The following is a 13,899-nucleotide window of genomic DNA, read 5'->3' on the forward strand; positions in this document are numbered from 1 at the left end:
CCCCAGGCAGGCGTTTTCGCCTCCTTGGGCAGGTCGGTCATGCGTTGACGTCCACGACCGTGCGGCCGCGCACCTGGCCGAGCAGCACAGGGGTTACAAGATTGGGCACTTCAGCCAGGCCAACGATCTGCGTCGCGCGGGCGAGCTTGCCCGGCTCCAGGTCTTGGGCCAGACGCGCCCAGGCCTGCACGCGAACGTCTTGCGGCGCATTGACCGAATCGATGCCGGCCAGGGTTACGTTGCGCAGGATGAAGGGCAGCACCGAGCCCGGCAGGTCCGCGCCCTGGGCGAGTCCGAAAGCCGCCACGGCGCCGCGATAGCGGGTCTGCGCGAGCACGTTGGCCAAGGTGTGGCTGCCCACCGAGTCGATCGCGCCGGCCCAGCGCTCCTTGCCGATCGGCGCATTCGGTTCGGACAGGCTGCGGCGGTCGATGACCTCGGCCGCGCCCAGTTCGCGCAGGTAGTCCGCCTCACTCAGGCGCCCGGTCGACGCGACTACCCGATACCCCAGTCTGGACAATAAGGCGATGGCGATGGAGCCGGCGCCGCCGCTGGCGCCCGTGACCAGAACGTCGCCTTGCTCCGGCGTGACGCCCGCATGCTCCAGCGCGAGTACTGACAGCATCGCGGTGTAGCCCGCCGTGCCGATGGCCATGGTGTCGCGGGTTGAAAAAACCTCGGGCACTTTGACCAGCCAGTCGCCGCTGACGCGCGCCTTCTGGGCAAAGCCGCCGTGATGCGTCTGGCTCAGGCCCCAGCCATTGGCCAGCACGCGGTCGCCCACTGCAAAGCCCGGATGCGCGGAGCTTTCCACGACGCCGGCAAAGTCGATGCCGGGGATCAGCGGAAACTGGCGGATCACCGGCGCGCGGCCGCTCAGCGCCATCGTATCCTTGTAGTTCACCGTCGAATAGTCGACCGCGACAGTAACGTCGCCGGGCATCAGATCGGCCTCGTCGAAGTCGACCAGGGCGGTGGAAATCGTGTCGCCGACCTTGCTGGCCAGTAGCGCTTTGAAACTCATGATCGTTTTTCCTGTGTGCGTGGGTCCGTTCCGGGCAGGCGGCTGCCGGTGTTCAGTGAAGCCCGGGGTGGCTTAGCCCAAACCGAATTGCTTGTGCAGCACCTTGTCGAAGAAGCCGCGCGGCAGGAAGCGGCGAGCGAACGCGCCCTGGCGTGCGACCTTGCCGGAGGGGTAGCGCAGCAGCGGCGTCTGGCGATTGGCGGCCAGCACGATGGTGTCGGCTACGCTCTCGGCGCTGTCCGCAGCGCGCATTGCGCTCTCAAAGGCGACGAGATACTTCTCACGGCTGGCTTCGTAGGCGGCCAGCGGTCGATCGGAAGGGGTCACGCTGGCATCGAATGCGGTGCGGGTCACGCCCGGTTGAATGACCGCGACGCGCACGCCGAAGCCGCGCACTTCGTGATCGAGCGATTCGGAATAGCCTTCGAGGGCATGCTTGGTGGCTGCGTAATGGGCGTTGAAGGGGGCCGGGATGATCCCCAGCCCGGAGCCTACGTTTAGGATGCGGCCGCTGCCCTGCTTGCGCATGGTGGGCAAGACCGCATTACTGACCCGCACCACACCAAACACATTCGTTTCGAACAGCGCCCGCACCTGATCAATCGAGCTTTCTTCTGCCGCTGCAGCGCTAAGACCGAAGCCGGCATTGTTGACCAGCAGATCGATGCGCCCCTCCAGCCGCAGCAGTTCGTCGATGGCGGCCTTGACCGAAGCGTCGTCGGTCACATCCAGCGCCAGCATCGGAAAGGCGCGCTGGCCCGCCTGGGCACCGCGCCGGCTGGTGCCGTACACCTTGTAGCCGGCAGCAATGAGCTTGAGGGCGGCGGCTTCGCCGATGCCCGAGGAAGCGCCCGTGACGAGGGCGACGCGTTTGTTTGTCTGCATGGAAAAGCTCCTGAGTGTTTTCTGCCAGTAATCTTTGAGGTTCAAGCCGCCAGCGTCGGATAGTCCGTATAGCCCTTGGCGCCGGGCGTGTAGAACGTGTCCGGCATCGGCGCATTCAAGGCTGCGTCCTGGCGCATGCGCTCGACCAGATCGGGGTTGGCGATGAAGGGCCTGCCCATGGCTGTCAGATCGGCGAGGCCGTCGCTCAAGGCCTGTTCGGCACTGGCTTTGTCGAGCCCACCGGCGAGGATGAAGGGGCCGTCGAACGCAGCCCGCAGATCGGCCTTCAGCTTCGCCGGAACCGGCGGGGTACCCATCGCGGAATGGTCCAGAACGTGGACATACATGAGGCCCAGTGCCGAGAGCTGCTTCACCAGCGCCAGGTACTGTTCATCCACGCCGTCGAATGCGCCGGCGCTGTTGACCACGCCGTGGGGCGACAGGCGGATGCCGACGCGCTCGGCACCGATCTCTTTCACTGCAGCGCGGGCGACTTCGAGCACCAGGCGGTTGCGCCCTTCAGCCGTGCCGCCATAACCATCGGTGCGGCGGTTGATGTTGGCGTTGAGGAACTGTTCGAGAAAGTAACCGTTGGCGGCATGCAACTCGATGCCGTCAAAACCCGCCTGGATGGCAAGGCGCGCGGCGGTGGCGTATTCGCCAATGACGGCTTGGATGTCGGCCTCGGTCATGGGGCGCGGCGGCGTATGCGGCTGGCTGCCTTGCGTATCAGTCCACATCTCTCCAGGGCAGGTTTCGGGCGAAGGCCCCAGCACCTCGGCACCGGCAGGCAGGTTGGCCTGGTGAGATACCCGGCCGGTATGCATCAGCTGCACCACGATCTTGCCGCCTTGGGCATGCACCGCGTCGGTCACCAGCTTCCAGCCTTGTACCTGAGCCTCATTGAACAGACCCGGTATCCGGGCATAGCCCAAGCCATTGGGTGACGGTGAGGTGCCTTCCGTGATGATGAGACCGGCGCTCGCACGCTGGGCGTAGTAGGCGGCCATCAGGCTGGTTGGGATGTTGTTTTCGCTTGCGCGGCTGCGCGTGAGTGGCGCCATCACGATGCGATTGCTGAGCGGAGTGGAACGCAGCTGGAAGGGTTCGAAAAGCATGGTTTGTCCTTGGAAAAATGGAATAGGAGAAGAAGCTAAGCGCAGCAACAGTCAGTTCGCTGGAATCAAGCAATGTTGTAACGAGGGGCCGGCTTGCCCGCTTGGGTGCTTGCGAACAGTGCGGTGCGCGCGGCGTCGTACTTGTCCCACAGGCTGGCATCGGCCACCGATGGCCAGGTGATGGTTTCGCCTTGATCCAGACCCGCGAGCGCCGCGTCGACCATGTCTTCGGTCGTCATCAGGGTGTCCTTGTTGAGGGCAGCCAACGGAACGCCTGACAAGTCCCAGAGTTCGGTGGCGGTGGACGCGGGCAAAACCAGTTGAACCTTTACCCCGGTTTCGGCCAATTCCTGCTGCAGGCCTCGGCTGTATTGCAGGACATAAGCCTTGGTACCGCTGTAGATGGCGCTGATGGGCAGCGAGTGGACGGCCAGGACGGACGCGATGTTGATGATCAGGCCCTGCTTCCTTGCGACGAAGGCTGGCACCGCAGCTTGCGTCAGGCGTGTCAGGGCGGTGATGTTGAGGGCGATCTGGCTCAGCGCGTCATTCGCAGAGGTCTGGGCCGCAGGCGCCAGGCGCGCAATGCCAGCGTTGTTGACCAGCACTTGCACATCCTCACGGCTGGCCAGCAGCGTCTCGATGCGCGCCAGATCCTGATCCTTGGTCAAATCGGCCGCAACGGGCTCGGCTTTGATGCCGTGCGTTTTTGTGAGCTGCGCACAGAGGGCCTCCAGGCGGTCAGCGCGGCGGGCGACAAGAATGAGGTCATATCCACGCGCTGCGAGGCGATCTGCGTAGACGGCTCCGATGCCGGAGGAGGCTCCGGTAATCAAGGCGGTTTTGGGGGTGTTGGGGTTGGTCATGAGTGGCTTTCTAATGAAGTGATCGATCTGAGGAATGTTCGTATCTGACTTACTGCGCAAGGAACGCAAGCGCGCTTGGCACAAAGTCGGTATGGAATTGGAAGATCCCGCCATGACCCGCATCGGGATAAAGGATGAGCTGGCTATTCGGAAATCGTTTGGCCATGTCAGGCGAGTTTTCCGAGGCAACCATCCTGTCGCTCTCGCCGTTGGCGATGAGGACTGGCTGTGTGACAACAGACAGGTCGGCGGGCGGCTCGGCCTCCCAGGCGCTCAGGGCTTTCAATTGCGCCAGGAACGCACTCACGGCAATTTCTTTATCGCGATCCTCAGTGCGCTCTTTCAGCCGCGCCAGAAATGCCTTGCCTGCCTCGATGCCGTTGGGCGTTCGCGTGAAGAAGAGAAACTGCTTTGCATCCTGCCCGGTGAAAAAGCCGCGCATCATGTCGTAGAAGGTCAGCCAGGGAGCGCTGATATGTTTTCCTCCCCTGGGCGCCGTCCCGGTAAGCACCATTTTTCGGACGAGTTGAGGGTCTTTCAACACGATGTCCTGGGCAACCATTCCACCCATTGAGAATCCGAAGAGATCAACTTGTGTGAATCCCTTGGCCTTGATGAAGCTGATGGCGTCATCGGCCATTTGCTCTATCGTGCTGGCAGGCTCTCCCGTGGATGCACCGATGCCGCGATTGTCAAAGGTGAGCACGTGATGCTTCGCCGCAATACCGTCGATGATTCGCGGGTCCCAGTTGTCCAGAACCGCCGCCAGATGCGCGAGAAACACCACGGGGGTGCCGCCGTTCTGTTGCCCAAGCTCGCGGTACGCGAAATCCACGCCACCCGCAGAAATAGTCTGGGTAGGGACGTCTTTCCACGTAGTCACTTTTGGCGTGCTTGCAGTGGCCACGACCTGATCGGCCGAAATCACATCGTTTGCCGTGGCGAAGGGTGAGACCAGCGCAGCGGCAAGAGCAAAGAGGCTAAGCGCTCTTTTCATCAAATGAGGCATGGTGTGAATTCCGAATGAAGGGGTCGTGGCGTGAAAAATGGCGGCAATGCTCACGCTTGTGGCTGGTAGCGCGCTGCCGCATGGGCTTGGCGCAGGTCCGACATCAAGCCTTGGCGTGCAGCTTCCAGCGCGTCCCAGCGCTCGGCGACATGTAGCGGCGGGATCGTGACCAGTTCGCGGCGGTCGAAACCGACCAAGGCTGCATCGACCAGTTCGCCCACTTCCATCACCTCGGGCAGGGTGTTGACGTCAACGCCGGCACGTTCCCAGATTTCGGTGCGGGTGGCCGCCGGCAACACGGCTTGCACATAGACGCCTGAGGACGAAAGCTCCTGATGCAGGCCTTGCGACAGGAACAGCACGAAGGCCTTGGTGGCGCCGTAGATCGTGGTGCCGAACTCGGGCGCAAAACCCAACACCGAGCCGAGGTTCACGATGGCGCCGCTGCCGGACTGCGCGAAGCGCGGCGCAACCGCCGCTGCGAGCCGCGTCGGCGCAGTGACGTTGAGCGCGATCTGGCTTTCAATGGCTTCGGCAGATTGCGTCAAGAAACCTCCGACTTGAGGCATGCCTGCGTTGTTGATCAGGACGCCGATGCGCTCGTCATCGCGCAGACATGCCTCGACCATGGCGAGATCGGCGGCCCGGGTCAGGTCAGCCGGCAGCACCTCGACGGCCACGCCGTTTTCTTCACGCAGACGCGCGGCCAGCGCGTTCAGACGCGTTTCGTCGCGCGCGACGAGCACGAGGTCGTGACCACGGCGGGCAAAGCGCTCGGCGTAGGTGGCGCCGATGCCGCTGGAGGCGCCGGTGATGAGGACAGTCGGAAGCTTGTTCATGGGTTCTTTCCTGGCATGAGTCGTTGGGGCGGCTGGTTCGCCAAGCACAGGGCCGAAAAGGTTTTTTCGGGCACAAGGTCTCGGCTGCTGGCCTTAAGGTGAATCAATGATGATGTTCGTAATCTAAAAAGTCAAGACTTTGATTACGGTCGTCATCAATGTATAGTGAGACCCCATGCAGGCAGCTACTCATATGGAACGGACATGAAAGTCACCAAGGCACAGGCGCAGGCCAACCGGGCGCGCGTGGTTGAAACGGCCGCCACCCTGTTTCGGGAGCGCGGTTACGACGGCGTTGGCGTGGCCGATCTGATGGCCGCCGCCGGCCTCACCCACGGCGGCTTCTACAAGAACTTCGGCTCCAAGACCGATCTGATCGCGGAGTCCGCCGCGTGCGGCATCGCCCAGAACGCCGCCGTATCGGCGGGGGCGGACATCCCGGAATTCGTGCGGAGCTATCTCTCGCGCGAGCACCGCGATGGCCGCGCCACTGGTTGCACCATCGCAGCTTTGAGCGGGGACGCCGCACGCCAGCCGGAAACGGTTAGGGCCGCTTTTGCGGCCGGCATCGAGAGCCTGCTGGCGACGCTGACCCCCGCGCCCGCCTCGCCGGACGCTGCAGGCGCAGATGCCGACGCGACGCGGATTCGCCATCTCGCCATCCTGGCGCAGGCGGTGGGTGCCGTCGTCATCTCGCGCGCCTGCCCGGACGATGCGCCGCTGGCCGACGAAATCCTCGCGGTGTGCCGCGACCGGATCCTCGCCGCGCTGACTACGCCGAGCACAGAAAACGCGCCGGTGTATGAGCCCGACGCTTGAAGGCAGCGGAAGCCCCTGTAGCCGATCCGAGCACATCTATTACCTATTGATCGCAGCCTGGCCAAACCCTCAAGCAACCGTGAAGGAGAAGTAGATGCCCCTCGTTCGTATCGACATCAAAAAGAATCCTGACGCGTCCTATGTCAAAAAGCTGGGCAAGGTGGTTTACGAGTCAATGAAGGCCGCGATCAACGTCCCTGACAAAGACAACTTTCAGGTTCTGACGGAGCACGACGACGATCACTTCGTCTATGACCCGACCTATCTCGGGATCAATCGAACCGATGGCGTGGTGTTTATCCAGATCACGCTCAATGAAGGACGCACGACGGACCAGAAGAAGCTCCTCTACACGACGATTGCCGAGGGGCTTAAGCGAGAGGCGGGGGTTCGGCCGGAGGATGTTTTCATCAATCTGGTCGAGGTCAAAAAAGAGAACTGGTCGTTCGGCGGTGGAGTGGCCCAGTACGCGAGCTGATGCGCGGCGCGCGATCCTGAACCCATGAACTACTTCAAGCCTTGCGCTGACGGCAGGTTTTCGAATGCCGTCAGCCGCATCGCGTGATTCGTAAAACGAATATTCCTGACAACGGAGCAAGGTATGAAATACACAGCGTTTGGCAAGACTGGCCTGCGGGTATCGCAAGTCGCATTGGGCACCGGCAACTTCGGTACCGGGTGGGGCCACGGCGCCGATCCGGATGCAGCAGAGGCCGTCTTCAACGCCTACGCCGAGGCCGGCGGCAACTTCATCGACACGGCGGACGCCTACCAGTTCGGCCAGGCCGAAGAACTGCTCGGCAAGCTCCTGCAAGGGCGGCGCGAGGATTTCGTGCTCGCCACCAAATTCACCAACGGCGCCGCGCCCAATGCCAACCGCCTGGTGACCGGCAACAGCCGTAAGGCGATGGTCGCGTCCGTGGAGGCGAGCCTCAAGCGCCTCAAGACCGACCGGATCGACCTCTACTGGGCGCATCGTCCCGATGGCATCACGCCGATCGAAGAGATCGTCCGCGGTTTTGAGGATCTGGCCCGCGCAGGCAAGATTCTCTATGCGGGTTTGTCGAACTTTCCCGCCTGGCGCCTGGCCCGCGCCGTCACCCTGGCCGAACTGAGCCATGCGGTCCCCATTGCAGCTGCACAGTTCGAACACAGTCTGGTCCATCGCGAGCCGGAGGCCGATCTGTTCCCGGCTTCGCACGCACTGGATCTGGGCATCGTGACCTGGTCGCCGCTGGGCGGCGGCATGCTGACCGGCAAGTACCGACAAGGTGAAAAGGGGCGCGCCGAAGGCTTCGGCGGCCGGGTTTTCCAGGCAGAGAACTCCGCGCAACGCACACAGATTCTCGACACCGTATTGGCCATTGCCGGCGAACTGAACGCCAGCCCCGGCCAGGTCGCCATCGCCTGGGCCGGCACACACGGCGCGGTGCCGATCCTCGGGCCGCGTTCGCTGGCACAGCTCAGCGACAACCTCGGCGCGCTGACGCTCAACCTGTCGGCCGAGCAGATTGCTCGCCTCGACGCGGTGAGCAGCCTGCAGTCTTCAGCGCCAGCAAGAAGCCCCATCCCCTGGGCCGAGGCCACTGCCGAACGCGCTGTGGCCTGAGTTTGGGCGTTCAGGCATGTCCTGAGTAGCCTGGTTTCTATTGGCCCAGGTGGTGTAATTCAGGCTGCAAGCAAGTGCAGCTTGAATTACATCTCGTCCAGCAATTCGAGCACGCGGCTGTGGAGCGTCGCGGCGCTTAGGGGCGCGCCGGAGCCGAGGCAGATTTCGGCTTCACTGAGCTTTTGCAGGGCTGAGGCGACCATCAGCGCGGCGCAGTGCTCGCGCGGATCGCCTGTCCAGCGCAGGCTGAGGCCATCACCTTCCTGGGTCACCGAGAAACCGGCATCTTCACCATCGAGCACGCAGCCCTGGAAGCCGCTGGCACTGGCAAGGTCCAGGCCTTCGAGATTCAGCTTGTAGCCAAGTACTTTCAGGCCGCTCTGCAGCTCGGCAGGGGTGGGCACGCTAGCGAGACGGATGCGGCAGGTGCGGGACATCGGGAGACTCCGGAATCTCAGGCGGCGAAGCTGAACAGCTCCGGCTGGTTGTGGCGATAGGTACGCAGCCACATCAGGGTGGCCGGGACCAGCGAGAGCACGGCAAACCACAGCGCTTCGTCGCAAGGCTGGCCGGTTTGTCGCAATTGGCGGGCGGTGCTGCGCCAGCCATCCCAGGCCAGCTCTGGCATGGCCTCATGCAGTTCGGGGGGCAGCTGCGCGAGGCATTCCGCCAGCACCTGCAGCAGGCGCGTGGCTTCGACGCGGGTGATGCGCGAGTGGAGCAGCTCTTCCTTCTCCAGCCCTTCAGCCAGGATCAGCACAGAGCTACCGGCCTCTTCGATGTTGGCGAGGGTGGCGGCATTGAAGAGGGCATTGGCGGGGGCGTTCATGATCCGGGTTCCGGGTGTGAGGTGATCCTGCCGAGGCTCGACCGCCGTTGTGGCCTCAGGCGGCGATACCTCTTTGACGTGCGGGCTCTGCCGGCTGAAAGCGCTTCTGATCGAGTTCAAGGGCCGGCCCTGCGCAAGCATGAGGCCAGACCTTTAAACCCTTCAGGCACCGATGCGATTGACGAAATTCAGCGGGCCTTCCTTCTGGTTGAGGGCGCCGCATTTCGTGCACTTCCAGTTCACATCAAAAGCCTGTTCGGAACAGCCTTCAACATAGGTCTGGCGGCAGCCGGTGGTGGAGCAGGCGGTGCAGCGATACAGCTGGCCGTTGCACTTTGCGGCCTGGCCGCCTTTGCGGTAGCCAGTGCACAGTTGGCGATCGGCCTTGATAGCGTCGTAGCTCATGATGGGTTCTCTCTGTCGGGGTTGGTATTTTTGTTTTCAGCCGGGGCAGAACGCGTCCGGGAAGCGCAGACGTACATGCGTCGAGCAGCACTCAATCAGGATTGAGTCGCGCAGTAGCTTCCCGGATACGTTTCACATGAAGCTGAGAATTTCGATCGTTACATCCTCTTCGCCCATCTTGGCCTGACAGGCCAGACGCGATTTGGAGCTGACACCGACCAGGCCATCGAGGGTGGCGTGCTCGGGGCGTTCAGCCTTGGAGAGGCTCTTGCGCCCTTCGAGCACGAAGACGTGGCTGGCTTCGCAGCCGCCAGTGCCACCACAGGTACAGCCGAGCTTTTCACCGCTGGCAAGGATGGTGGAGAGCAGGACGGTGCCGGAGGGGACTTCGGCGGTCTTGCCGGAGGGCATGAGGGTCAGAACGGGCATAACAGGGCTCCTTGAGGGTTTAGGCTGCTTGAAGTTCAGCCGTGCTCGCCGTGAGTTGGGCGACGAACTCGGCAAGGGGAAGCGGAATACGGGTGATGTTCTGCTCGGCGATGAAGAGCTTCTCCATGCGGGTGAGCTCTTCGGGCATCACGGCCCAGTGCTGACCCGAGGAGCGCTTCATGATCTGGCGCGCGAAGCTGCGGGTGAGCTGATCGTTGAAACGGCAGCCAACGAAGAGGAAATTCTTGCCTGTGCGCAGCCCCTGGATTTCGGCCGGGATCGGGGTCTGGATATCGATCTCGGTGAGTACTTCAACGTAATCGGTATCAGAGACGAGGTAGTTGGCCGCCGGGCTGCTGCTGCCGATGGGCTTGTAGAGCAGGGTTTTCCATTCCGGCGCGCGTTCGGGTACGGCATTGCCGTTGCCGTCGTACCAGCCGGTCCAGGTGCCGAAGTGTTCGGACTGCGACAGGCCCTGGACTTCGCCCCATTTCACCCCCTTGTCCTGCAGTGCGCGGGCCATGGCTTCGTCATACCAGGTATCGACGATCAGCGGGAAGCCCTGGGCGGCGAGCCAGTGATGAAAGGGTGAGGGCACCGGCTCGGCAAGGAAGGCGGCGTTCATCTGGTCGATCAGGGTCTTGCGATGCTTGAAGTTTTCGATGAACTGGGCGGATTGGGTGAGCCGGGTGCGGATCTTGTGTGGCACCGAAACCTTGGCAGTGAGAAGCGCCACCAGGGCTTCCGGGGTGTTGGGCACGGCGTAGTCCGGTGCGAGCGAGAGCACGTCTGGCCCGAGGTAGGGAATCAGGGTGCCGGCGCGCAGGCTAGCTTCGAGTTCGGTAGGGAGCGTCATGGCTGTGTCCTCGGGAGAATGGAAGGGCGGATCTCAATAGATCGGCACGCCAGCGCCGACGTTGGTGGCAGCATCCTTGAGGGTGCCGACGACGAAACGGATTTCGTCCTCGTCCAGGAAGCTGTGAAAGGGCAGGGCCAGGGAACGATCGGCGATGCGCTCAGTGTTGGAGAGCTGGCCCTTGGCGTAGCCGTAGCTGGCGTAGTGGAACTGCTGGTGCAGGGGCCGGCTGTAGGCGGCTACTTCCACCGCCTCGTCGTCCAGATCCTCGATGAGCTGGGTACGCGCGCTGGCCGTGAAACGCTTGCCCAGGTGCACCACGTAGAGCATCCAGTGCACTTCGGTGACGCCCTCAGCGATGTAGGGCGGCTTGATGCCTTCGAAGGTCTGCATGATCTGGTGATAGAGGGTTTCGACCTGCTTGCGCCGCGCCAGAATCTCGTAGATGCGCTCGAGCTGGGCGATGCCGACGGCAGCAGCGATATCGCTCAGGCAGGCCTGCAGCGGCACGCGGCTGCCCACCGAGACGGACATCCGGTCGGCCAGCGAGTGCGAGCGCAAATAGCGCAGCTCGGAAGCCAGGCGGGCATCGTCGGTGAGCACCATGCCGCCTTCGCCGCAGGAGATCGCCAGCGGTTGTGAGAGATCGAAGATCGAAATGTCGCCGAAGCTGCCGACCATGTCGTCGTAATAGCGCGAGGCGATGGCCTCGGAGGAGTCCTCGATCAGGCTCAGACCGTGCTGATCGGCCAGGGCGCGGAATTCGTTCCACGCCGCCGGATGCCCGTTGCAGTTGTTGACCAGGATGGCGCGGGTTTTCGGGCCGATCTTTTCGGCAGCCTTGGTGGGCGAGAGGCAACCAGACCAGTAGTCGATATCCGCCAGCACCGGGGTAGCGCCGACGTGGGCAATTGCGTGCGCAAGGTGATGCCAGCTGTAGGCGCTGGCAATGACTTCGTCGCCAGGTCCGATCCCCAGCGCCCGCAGCGCCATCCAGGCGCCCGCCATGCCGCTGGAGACCGCTACCGCATACTTGCGCTCGTGAAAATCGGCAAACACTGATTCGAAGGCTTCAACCATGCTGCCACTGGACAGATGGCCCGAGAGCAGGGCGTGCTGCACCAGCTGCGTTTCGCGCTCGGCGGTGTCGGCTACCGAGAGGGGGATCCAGTCGCTGTCCATGCTCAGACTCCTCGGGCTTACATTTTCTGGGTGAGGACGATGCCGGCCGCGAGCGCCGGATCGCGCGTTACCGACCAGCAGTGGCCATCGCTTTCCATCAGGAACAGGGCGCGCTCGCCGATGTTCAGCGCGGGCTCTTCATGCTTCATGTCCATGGCATCGACCGATGAAACGCGCAGGCCTGGCAGCGTGGTGCGCACTGCACTCACGGCGGCGCCGAGGCTTTCGGCGGCGAGGGTGAGGCGGGCGACCTGGGTGAGTTGTTCGGCAGTGATGGCCATCATGCTTCTCCCGACAGACGCTTGGCCTCCACCGTGATCGGCAGGCGGGTGTCTGCTGCCATCTCGGGCAGGGCCATTTCCCAGCCATTGCCGAGGGTGACCATGCCGCCCCACATTTCTGGGCGTTCCATCGACACGATGGGCTCTTCGAGGTCCTTCTTGGGGACGTAGAGGGAGAGTTCGCCCTTGGCGTTCTTGCGGATCATGACTTTCATGGTGGCGTGCTCCCGTGGTGAGTGTGTTAGCCGAGGGCGGCTGCCGGCATGGGCTGTGAATGGCACATGCCCTGCAGTACTTCGGCAAGGCGTGAAAGCTGGTGGGCATCGGTATCGCTGCCCAGTGAAAGGCGCACCGCACCGAGCGCCAGTGCGGGTTCAACGCCCATCGCCAGCAGCACATGCGAGGGGTCTGAGCCACCCGAGGAGCAGGCGGCGCCGGAGGATGCACAGATGCCAGCACGGGCGAGTTCGCCGAGGATCTTGTCGGCAGACAGGCCGGCGATGCTGAGGCTGGTGGTGTTAGGCAGGCGGCGTGCGGCGCGGCCATGGATCACGCAACCGGGAATCCTTGCCAGCACCGATTCAAGGCCTTCGCGCAGGCTGGCGAGGCGAGCAGCTTCGGCCACCTGGCTGGCCATGGCGTGGCGCGCGGCCGCTGCAAAGCCGGCGATACCAGGCAGGTTTTCGGTGCCGCCCCGGCGAGCCCGCTCCTGCTGGCCCCCCAGCAGCACCGGCCAGCTGAGGCCTTTGCGGATCAGCAGGGCGCCCACACCCTTGGGGCCATGAAACTTGTGCGCCGAGAAAGACACCAGGTCCACATGCCAGCGCGAGAAACTCAGTGGCAGCTTGCCCACCATCTGGGTGGCATCCACATGCACCGGCACGCCGCGGCCGCGTGCCAGCTCGGCCAGGGTTTCAACCGGCTGAAGCACACCGGTTTCGTTGTTGGCGGCCATCACCGAAACCAGCGCAGCATCTTCATGCAGCGCATGCTGGAGGGATTCGGGGCGGATCCGGCCGGCGCCATCCACATCCAGCAGCACCACCTCCACGCCTTGCTGGCGCAGTTGCAGGGCGGACTTCAGGTAGCCCGAGTGCTCGATGGCTGAGAGAATCACGCGTTGCGGCGCACCCGGGCGGCGCAGTGCGCCGAGCAGGGCATGGTGATTGGATTCGCTGGCGCCGCTGGTGAAAATCAGCTCCACCGGCTGGGCATCGACCAGTGCGGCCACCTGGGCGCGGGCGCCGGCGAGGAGGCGCTTGGCCTCTTCGCCGAGGGCGTGCTTGGAGGAGGGGTTGCCCCAGCAGGCCAGCGCGGCGGTCATGGCGTCCACGACTTCGGGCAGCGGGCGGGTGGTGGCGTTGTTGTCGAGATAAATCATGGCCAGAACACCCTTTCCTCGTCTTCACACAGGATCTTCAGCAATGCCTCGAGCCGGGTGGCGGTGGCGTGGATGAGCCAGCCACTGCGGCTTGCATCCCGCGCCAGCAGGCTCCATTCACCCTCATGCCGGCTGAGGCGGGCGATATCGATTACGCCACCGTCCGGATCCACATTGCGCGAGCAACAGGGGCTGGTGATCAGCCAGCCTTCCTCAGTGGTGGTGACAGCGGGTTTCACGTAGCGGTAGCGCTTGCGCTCACCCAGCGCACGGGCGATGCGCCGGCGCGTGAGCTCCCGTTCGCTGACGAGTGGATTCGCCGGCTTGAGGAGGCTGGGCAAGCGGGCCACGGCCATGTGCCTGACTC

19 protein-coding genes are annotated in these 13,899 nt (G+C 63.5%); 3 read left to right on the plus strand and 16 right to left on the minus strand.

The features are described from left to right. Window positions 1-37: 37 nt before the first annotated feature. The 6 genes from C0V76_RS15535 to C0V76_RS15560 all read right to left on the minus strand — a co-directional run bounded on the left by C0V76_RS15535 (window position 38) and on the right by C0V76_RS15560 (window position 5,741). A complete protein-coding gene (locus C0V76_RS15535) occupies window positions 38-1,024 on the minus strand; it encodes an MDR family oxidoreductase (RefSeq protein ID WP_101943570.1) in 987 nt (328 codons plus the stop codon). Window positions 1,025-1,096: 72 nt separating this feature from the next. Further along, window positions 1,097-1,909 (minus strand): oxidoreductase, encoded by an 813-nt coding sequence (locus C0V76_RS15540; RefSeq protein WP_101943572.1) that lies wholly within the window; start codon window positions 1,907-1,909, stop codon window positions 1,097-1,099. A 41-nt stretch (window positions 1,910-1,950) separates the two neighbouring features. Then, entirely contained in the window at window positions 1,951-3,027 is a 1,077-nt protein-coding gene (locus C0V76_RS15545) for an alkene reductase (protein ID WP_101943573.1), read from the minus strand. A gap of 65 nt (window positions 3,028-3,092) precedes the next feature. Further along, window positions 3,093-3,893, minus strand: a complete 801-nt coding sequence (locus C0V76_RS15550) for an SDR family oxidoreductase (RefSeq protein WP_101943575.1) — start codon at window positions 3,891-3,893, stop codon at window positions 3,093-3,095. A 49-nt stretch (window positions 3,894-3,942) separates the two neighbouring features. Further along, a complete protein-coding gene (locus tag C0V76_RS15555) occupies window positions 3,943-4,956 on the minus strand; it encodes an alpha/beta fold hydrolase (RefSeq protein ID WP_254048266.1) in 1,014 nt (337 codons plus the stop codon). Continuing rightward, window positions 4,953-5,741 (minus strand): SDR family oxidoreductase, encoded by a 789-nt coding sequence (locus C0V76_RS15560; RefSeq protein ID WP_101943578.1) that lies wholly within the window; start codon window positions 5,739-5,741, stop codon window positions 4,953-4,955. The genes C0V76_RS15555 and C0V76_RS15560 overlap by 4 nt, the downstream gene beginning before the upstream one ends. Window positions 5,742-5,945: 204 nt before the next feature. Between C0V76_RS15560 and C0V76_RS15565 the strand changes: the two genes are divergently transcribed. From C0V76_RS15565 to C0V76_RS15575, 3 genes are all read left to right on the plus strand, one after another. Beyond that, entirely contained in the window at window positions 5,946-6,560 is a 615-nt protein-coding gene (locus tag C0V76_RS15565; RefSeq protein ID WP_101943581.1) for a TetR/AcrR family transcriptional regulator, read from the plus strand. 94 nt (window positions 6,561-6,654) lie between these two features. Further along, complete coding sequence (locus C0V76_RS15570) at window positions 6,655-7,038, plus strand: tautomerase family protein (RefSeq protein ID WP_101943582.1); 384 nt, start codon at window positions 6,655-6,657, stop codon at window positions 7,036-7,038. A gap of 123 nt (window positions 7,039-7,161) precedes the next feature. After that, complete coding sequence (locus C0V76_RS15575) at window positions 7,162-8,169, plus strand: aldo/keto reductase (protein WP_101943584.1); 1,008 nt, start codon at window positions 7,162-7,164, stop codon at window positions 8,167-8,169. Window positions 8,170-8,255: 86 nt separating this feature from the next. On the opposite strand, the gene C0V76_RS15580 is transcribed toward C0V76_RS15575, so the two are convergent. From C0V76_RS15580 to C0V76_RS15625, 10 genes are all read right to left on the minus strand, one after another. Next, window positions 8,256-8,606, minus strand: coding sequence for a hypothetical protein (locus C0V76_RS15580; protein WP_101943586.1), 351 nt, complete (start codon window positions 8,604-8,606; stop codon window positions 8,256-8,258). Between the two features lie 17 nt (window positions 8,607-8,623). Then, on the minus strand, window positions 8,624-8,998 hold the full coding sequence (locus C0V76_RS15585) for a hypothetical protein (protein ID WP_101943587.1): 375 nt from the start codon (window positions 8,996-8,998) through the stop codon (window positions 8,624-8,626). Window positions 8,999-9,160: 162 nt separating this feature from the next. Next, the gene (locus C0V76_RS15590; RefSeq protein WP_101943589.1) at window positions 9,161-9,403 is read right to left on the minus strand and encodes a hypothetical protein; all 243 of its coding nucleotides are present in this window, start codon (window positions 9,401-9,403) and stop codon (window positions 9,161-9,163) included. 132 nt (window positions 9,404-9,535) lie between these two features. Continuing rightward, window positions 9,536-9,832, minus strand: a complete 297-nt coding sequence (locus tag C0V76_RS15595; RefSeq protein ID WP_101943590.1) for a 2Fe-2S iron-sulfur cluster-binding protein — start codon at window positions 9,830-9,832, stop codon at window positions 9,536-9,538. A 19-nt stretch (window positions 9,833-9,851) separates the two neighbouring features. Further along, window positions 9,852-10,688 carry an SIR2 family protein gene (locus tag C0V76_RS15600; RefSeq protein ID WP_101943592.1) on the minus strand — a complete coding sequence of 279 codons (837 nt, stop codon included), beginning with the start codon at window positions 10,686-10,688 and terminating at the stop codon, window positions 9,852-9,854. A 33-nt stretch (window positions 10,689-10,721) separates the two neighbouring features. Continuing rightward, entirely contained in the window at window positions 10,722-11,870 is a 1,149-nt protein-coding gene (locus C0V76_RS15605; RefSeq protein ID WP_173894006.1) for a DegT/DnrJ/EryC1/StrS aminotransferase family protein, read from the minus strand. Window positions 11,871-11,887: 17 nt separating this feature from the next. Further along, window positions 11,888-12,154 (minus strand): hypothetical protein, encoded by a 267-nt coding sequence (locus C0V76_RS15610; protein ID WP_216821767.1) that lies wholly within the window; start codon window positions 12,152-12,154, stop codon window positions 11,888-11,890. Continuing rightward, window positions 12,151-12,366 (minus strand): putative nitrogen fixation protein NifT, encoded by a 216-nt coding sequence (nifT, locus tag C0V76_RS15615; RefSeq protein WP_101943597.1) that lies wholly within the window; start codon window positions 12,364-12,366, stop codon window positions 12,151-12,153. The genes C0V76_RS15610 and nifT overlap by 4 nt, the downstream gene beginning before the upstream one ends. 26 nt (window positions 12,367-12,392) lie before the next feature. Next, window positions 12,393-13,532 (minus strand): cysteine desulfurase family protein, encoded by a 1,140-nt coding sequence (locus tag C0V76_RS15620; protein ID WP_101943598.1) that lies wholly within the window; start codon window positions 13,530-13,532, stop codon window positions 12,393-12,395. Beyond that, complete coding sequence (locus tag C0V76_RS15625; RefSeq protein WP_101943600.1) at window positions 13,529-13,888, minus strand: hypothetical protein; 360 nt, start codon at window positions 13,886-13,888, stop codon at window positions 13,529-13,531. Before C0V76_RS15625 ends, C0V76_RS15620 begins: the two co-directional genes overlap by 4 nt. Between the last annotated feature and the right edge of the window lie 11 nt (window positions 13,889-13,899).

The organism is Uliginosibacterium sp. TH139, assembly GCF_002855595.1.
GTDB lineage: Bacteria > Pseudomonadota > Gammaproteobacteria > Burkholderiales > Rhodocyclaceae > Uliginosibacterium > Uliginosibacterium aquaticum.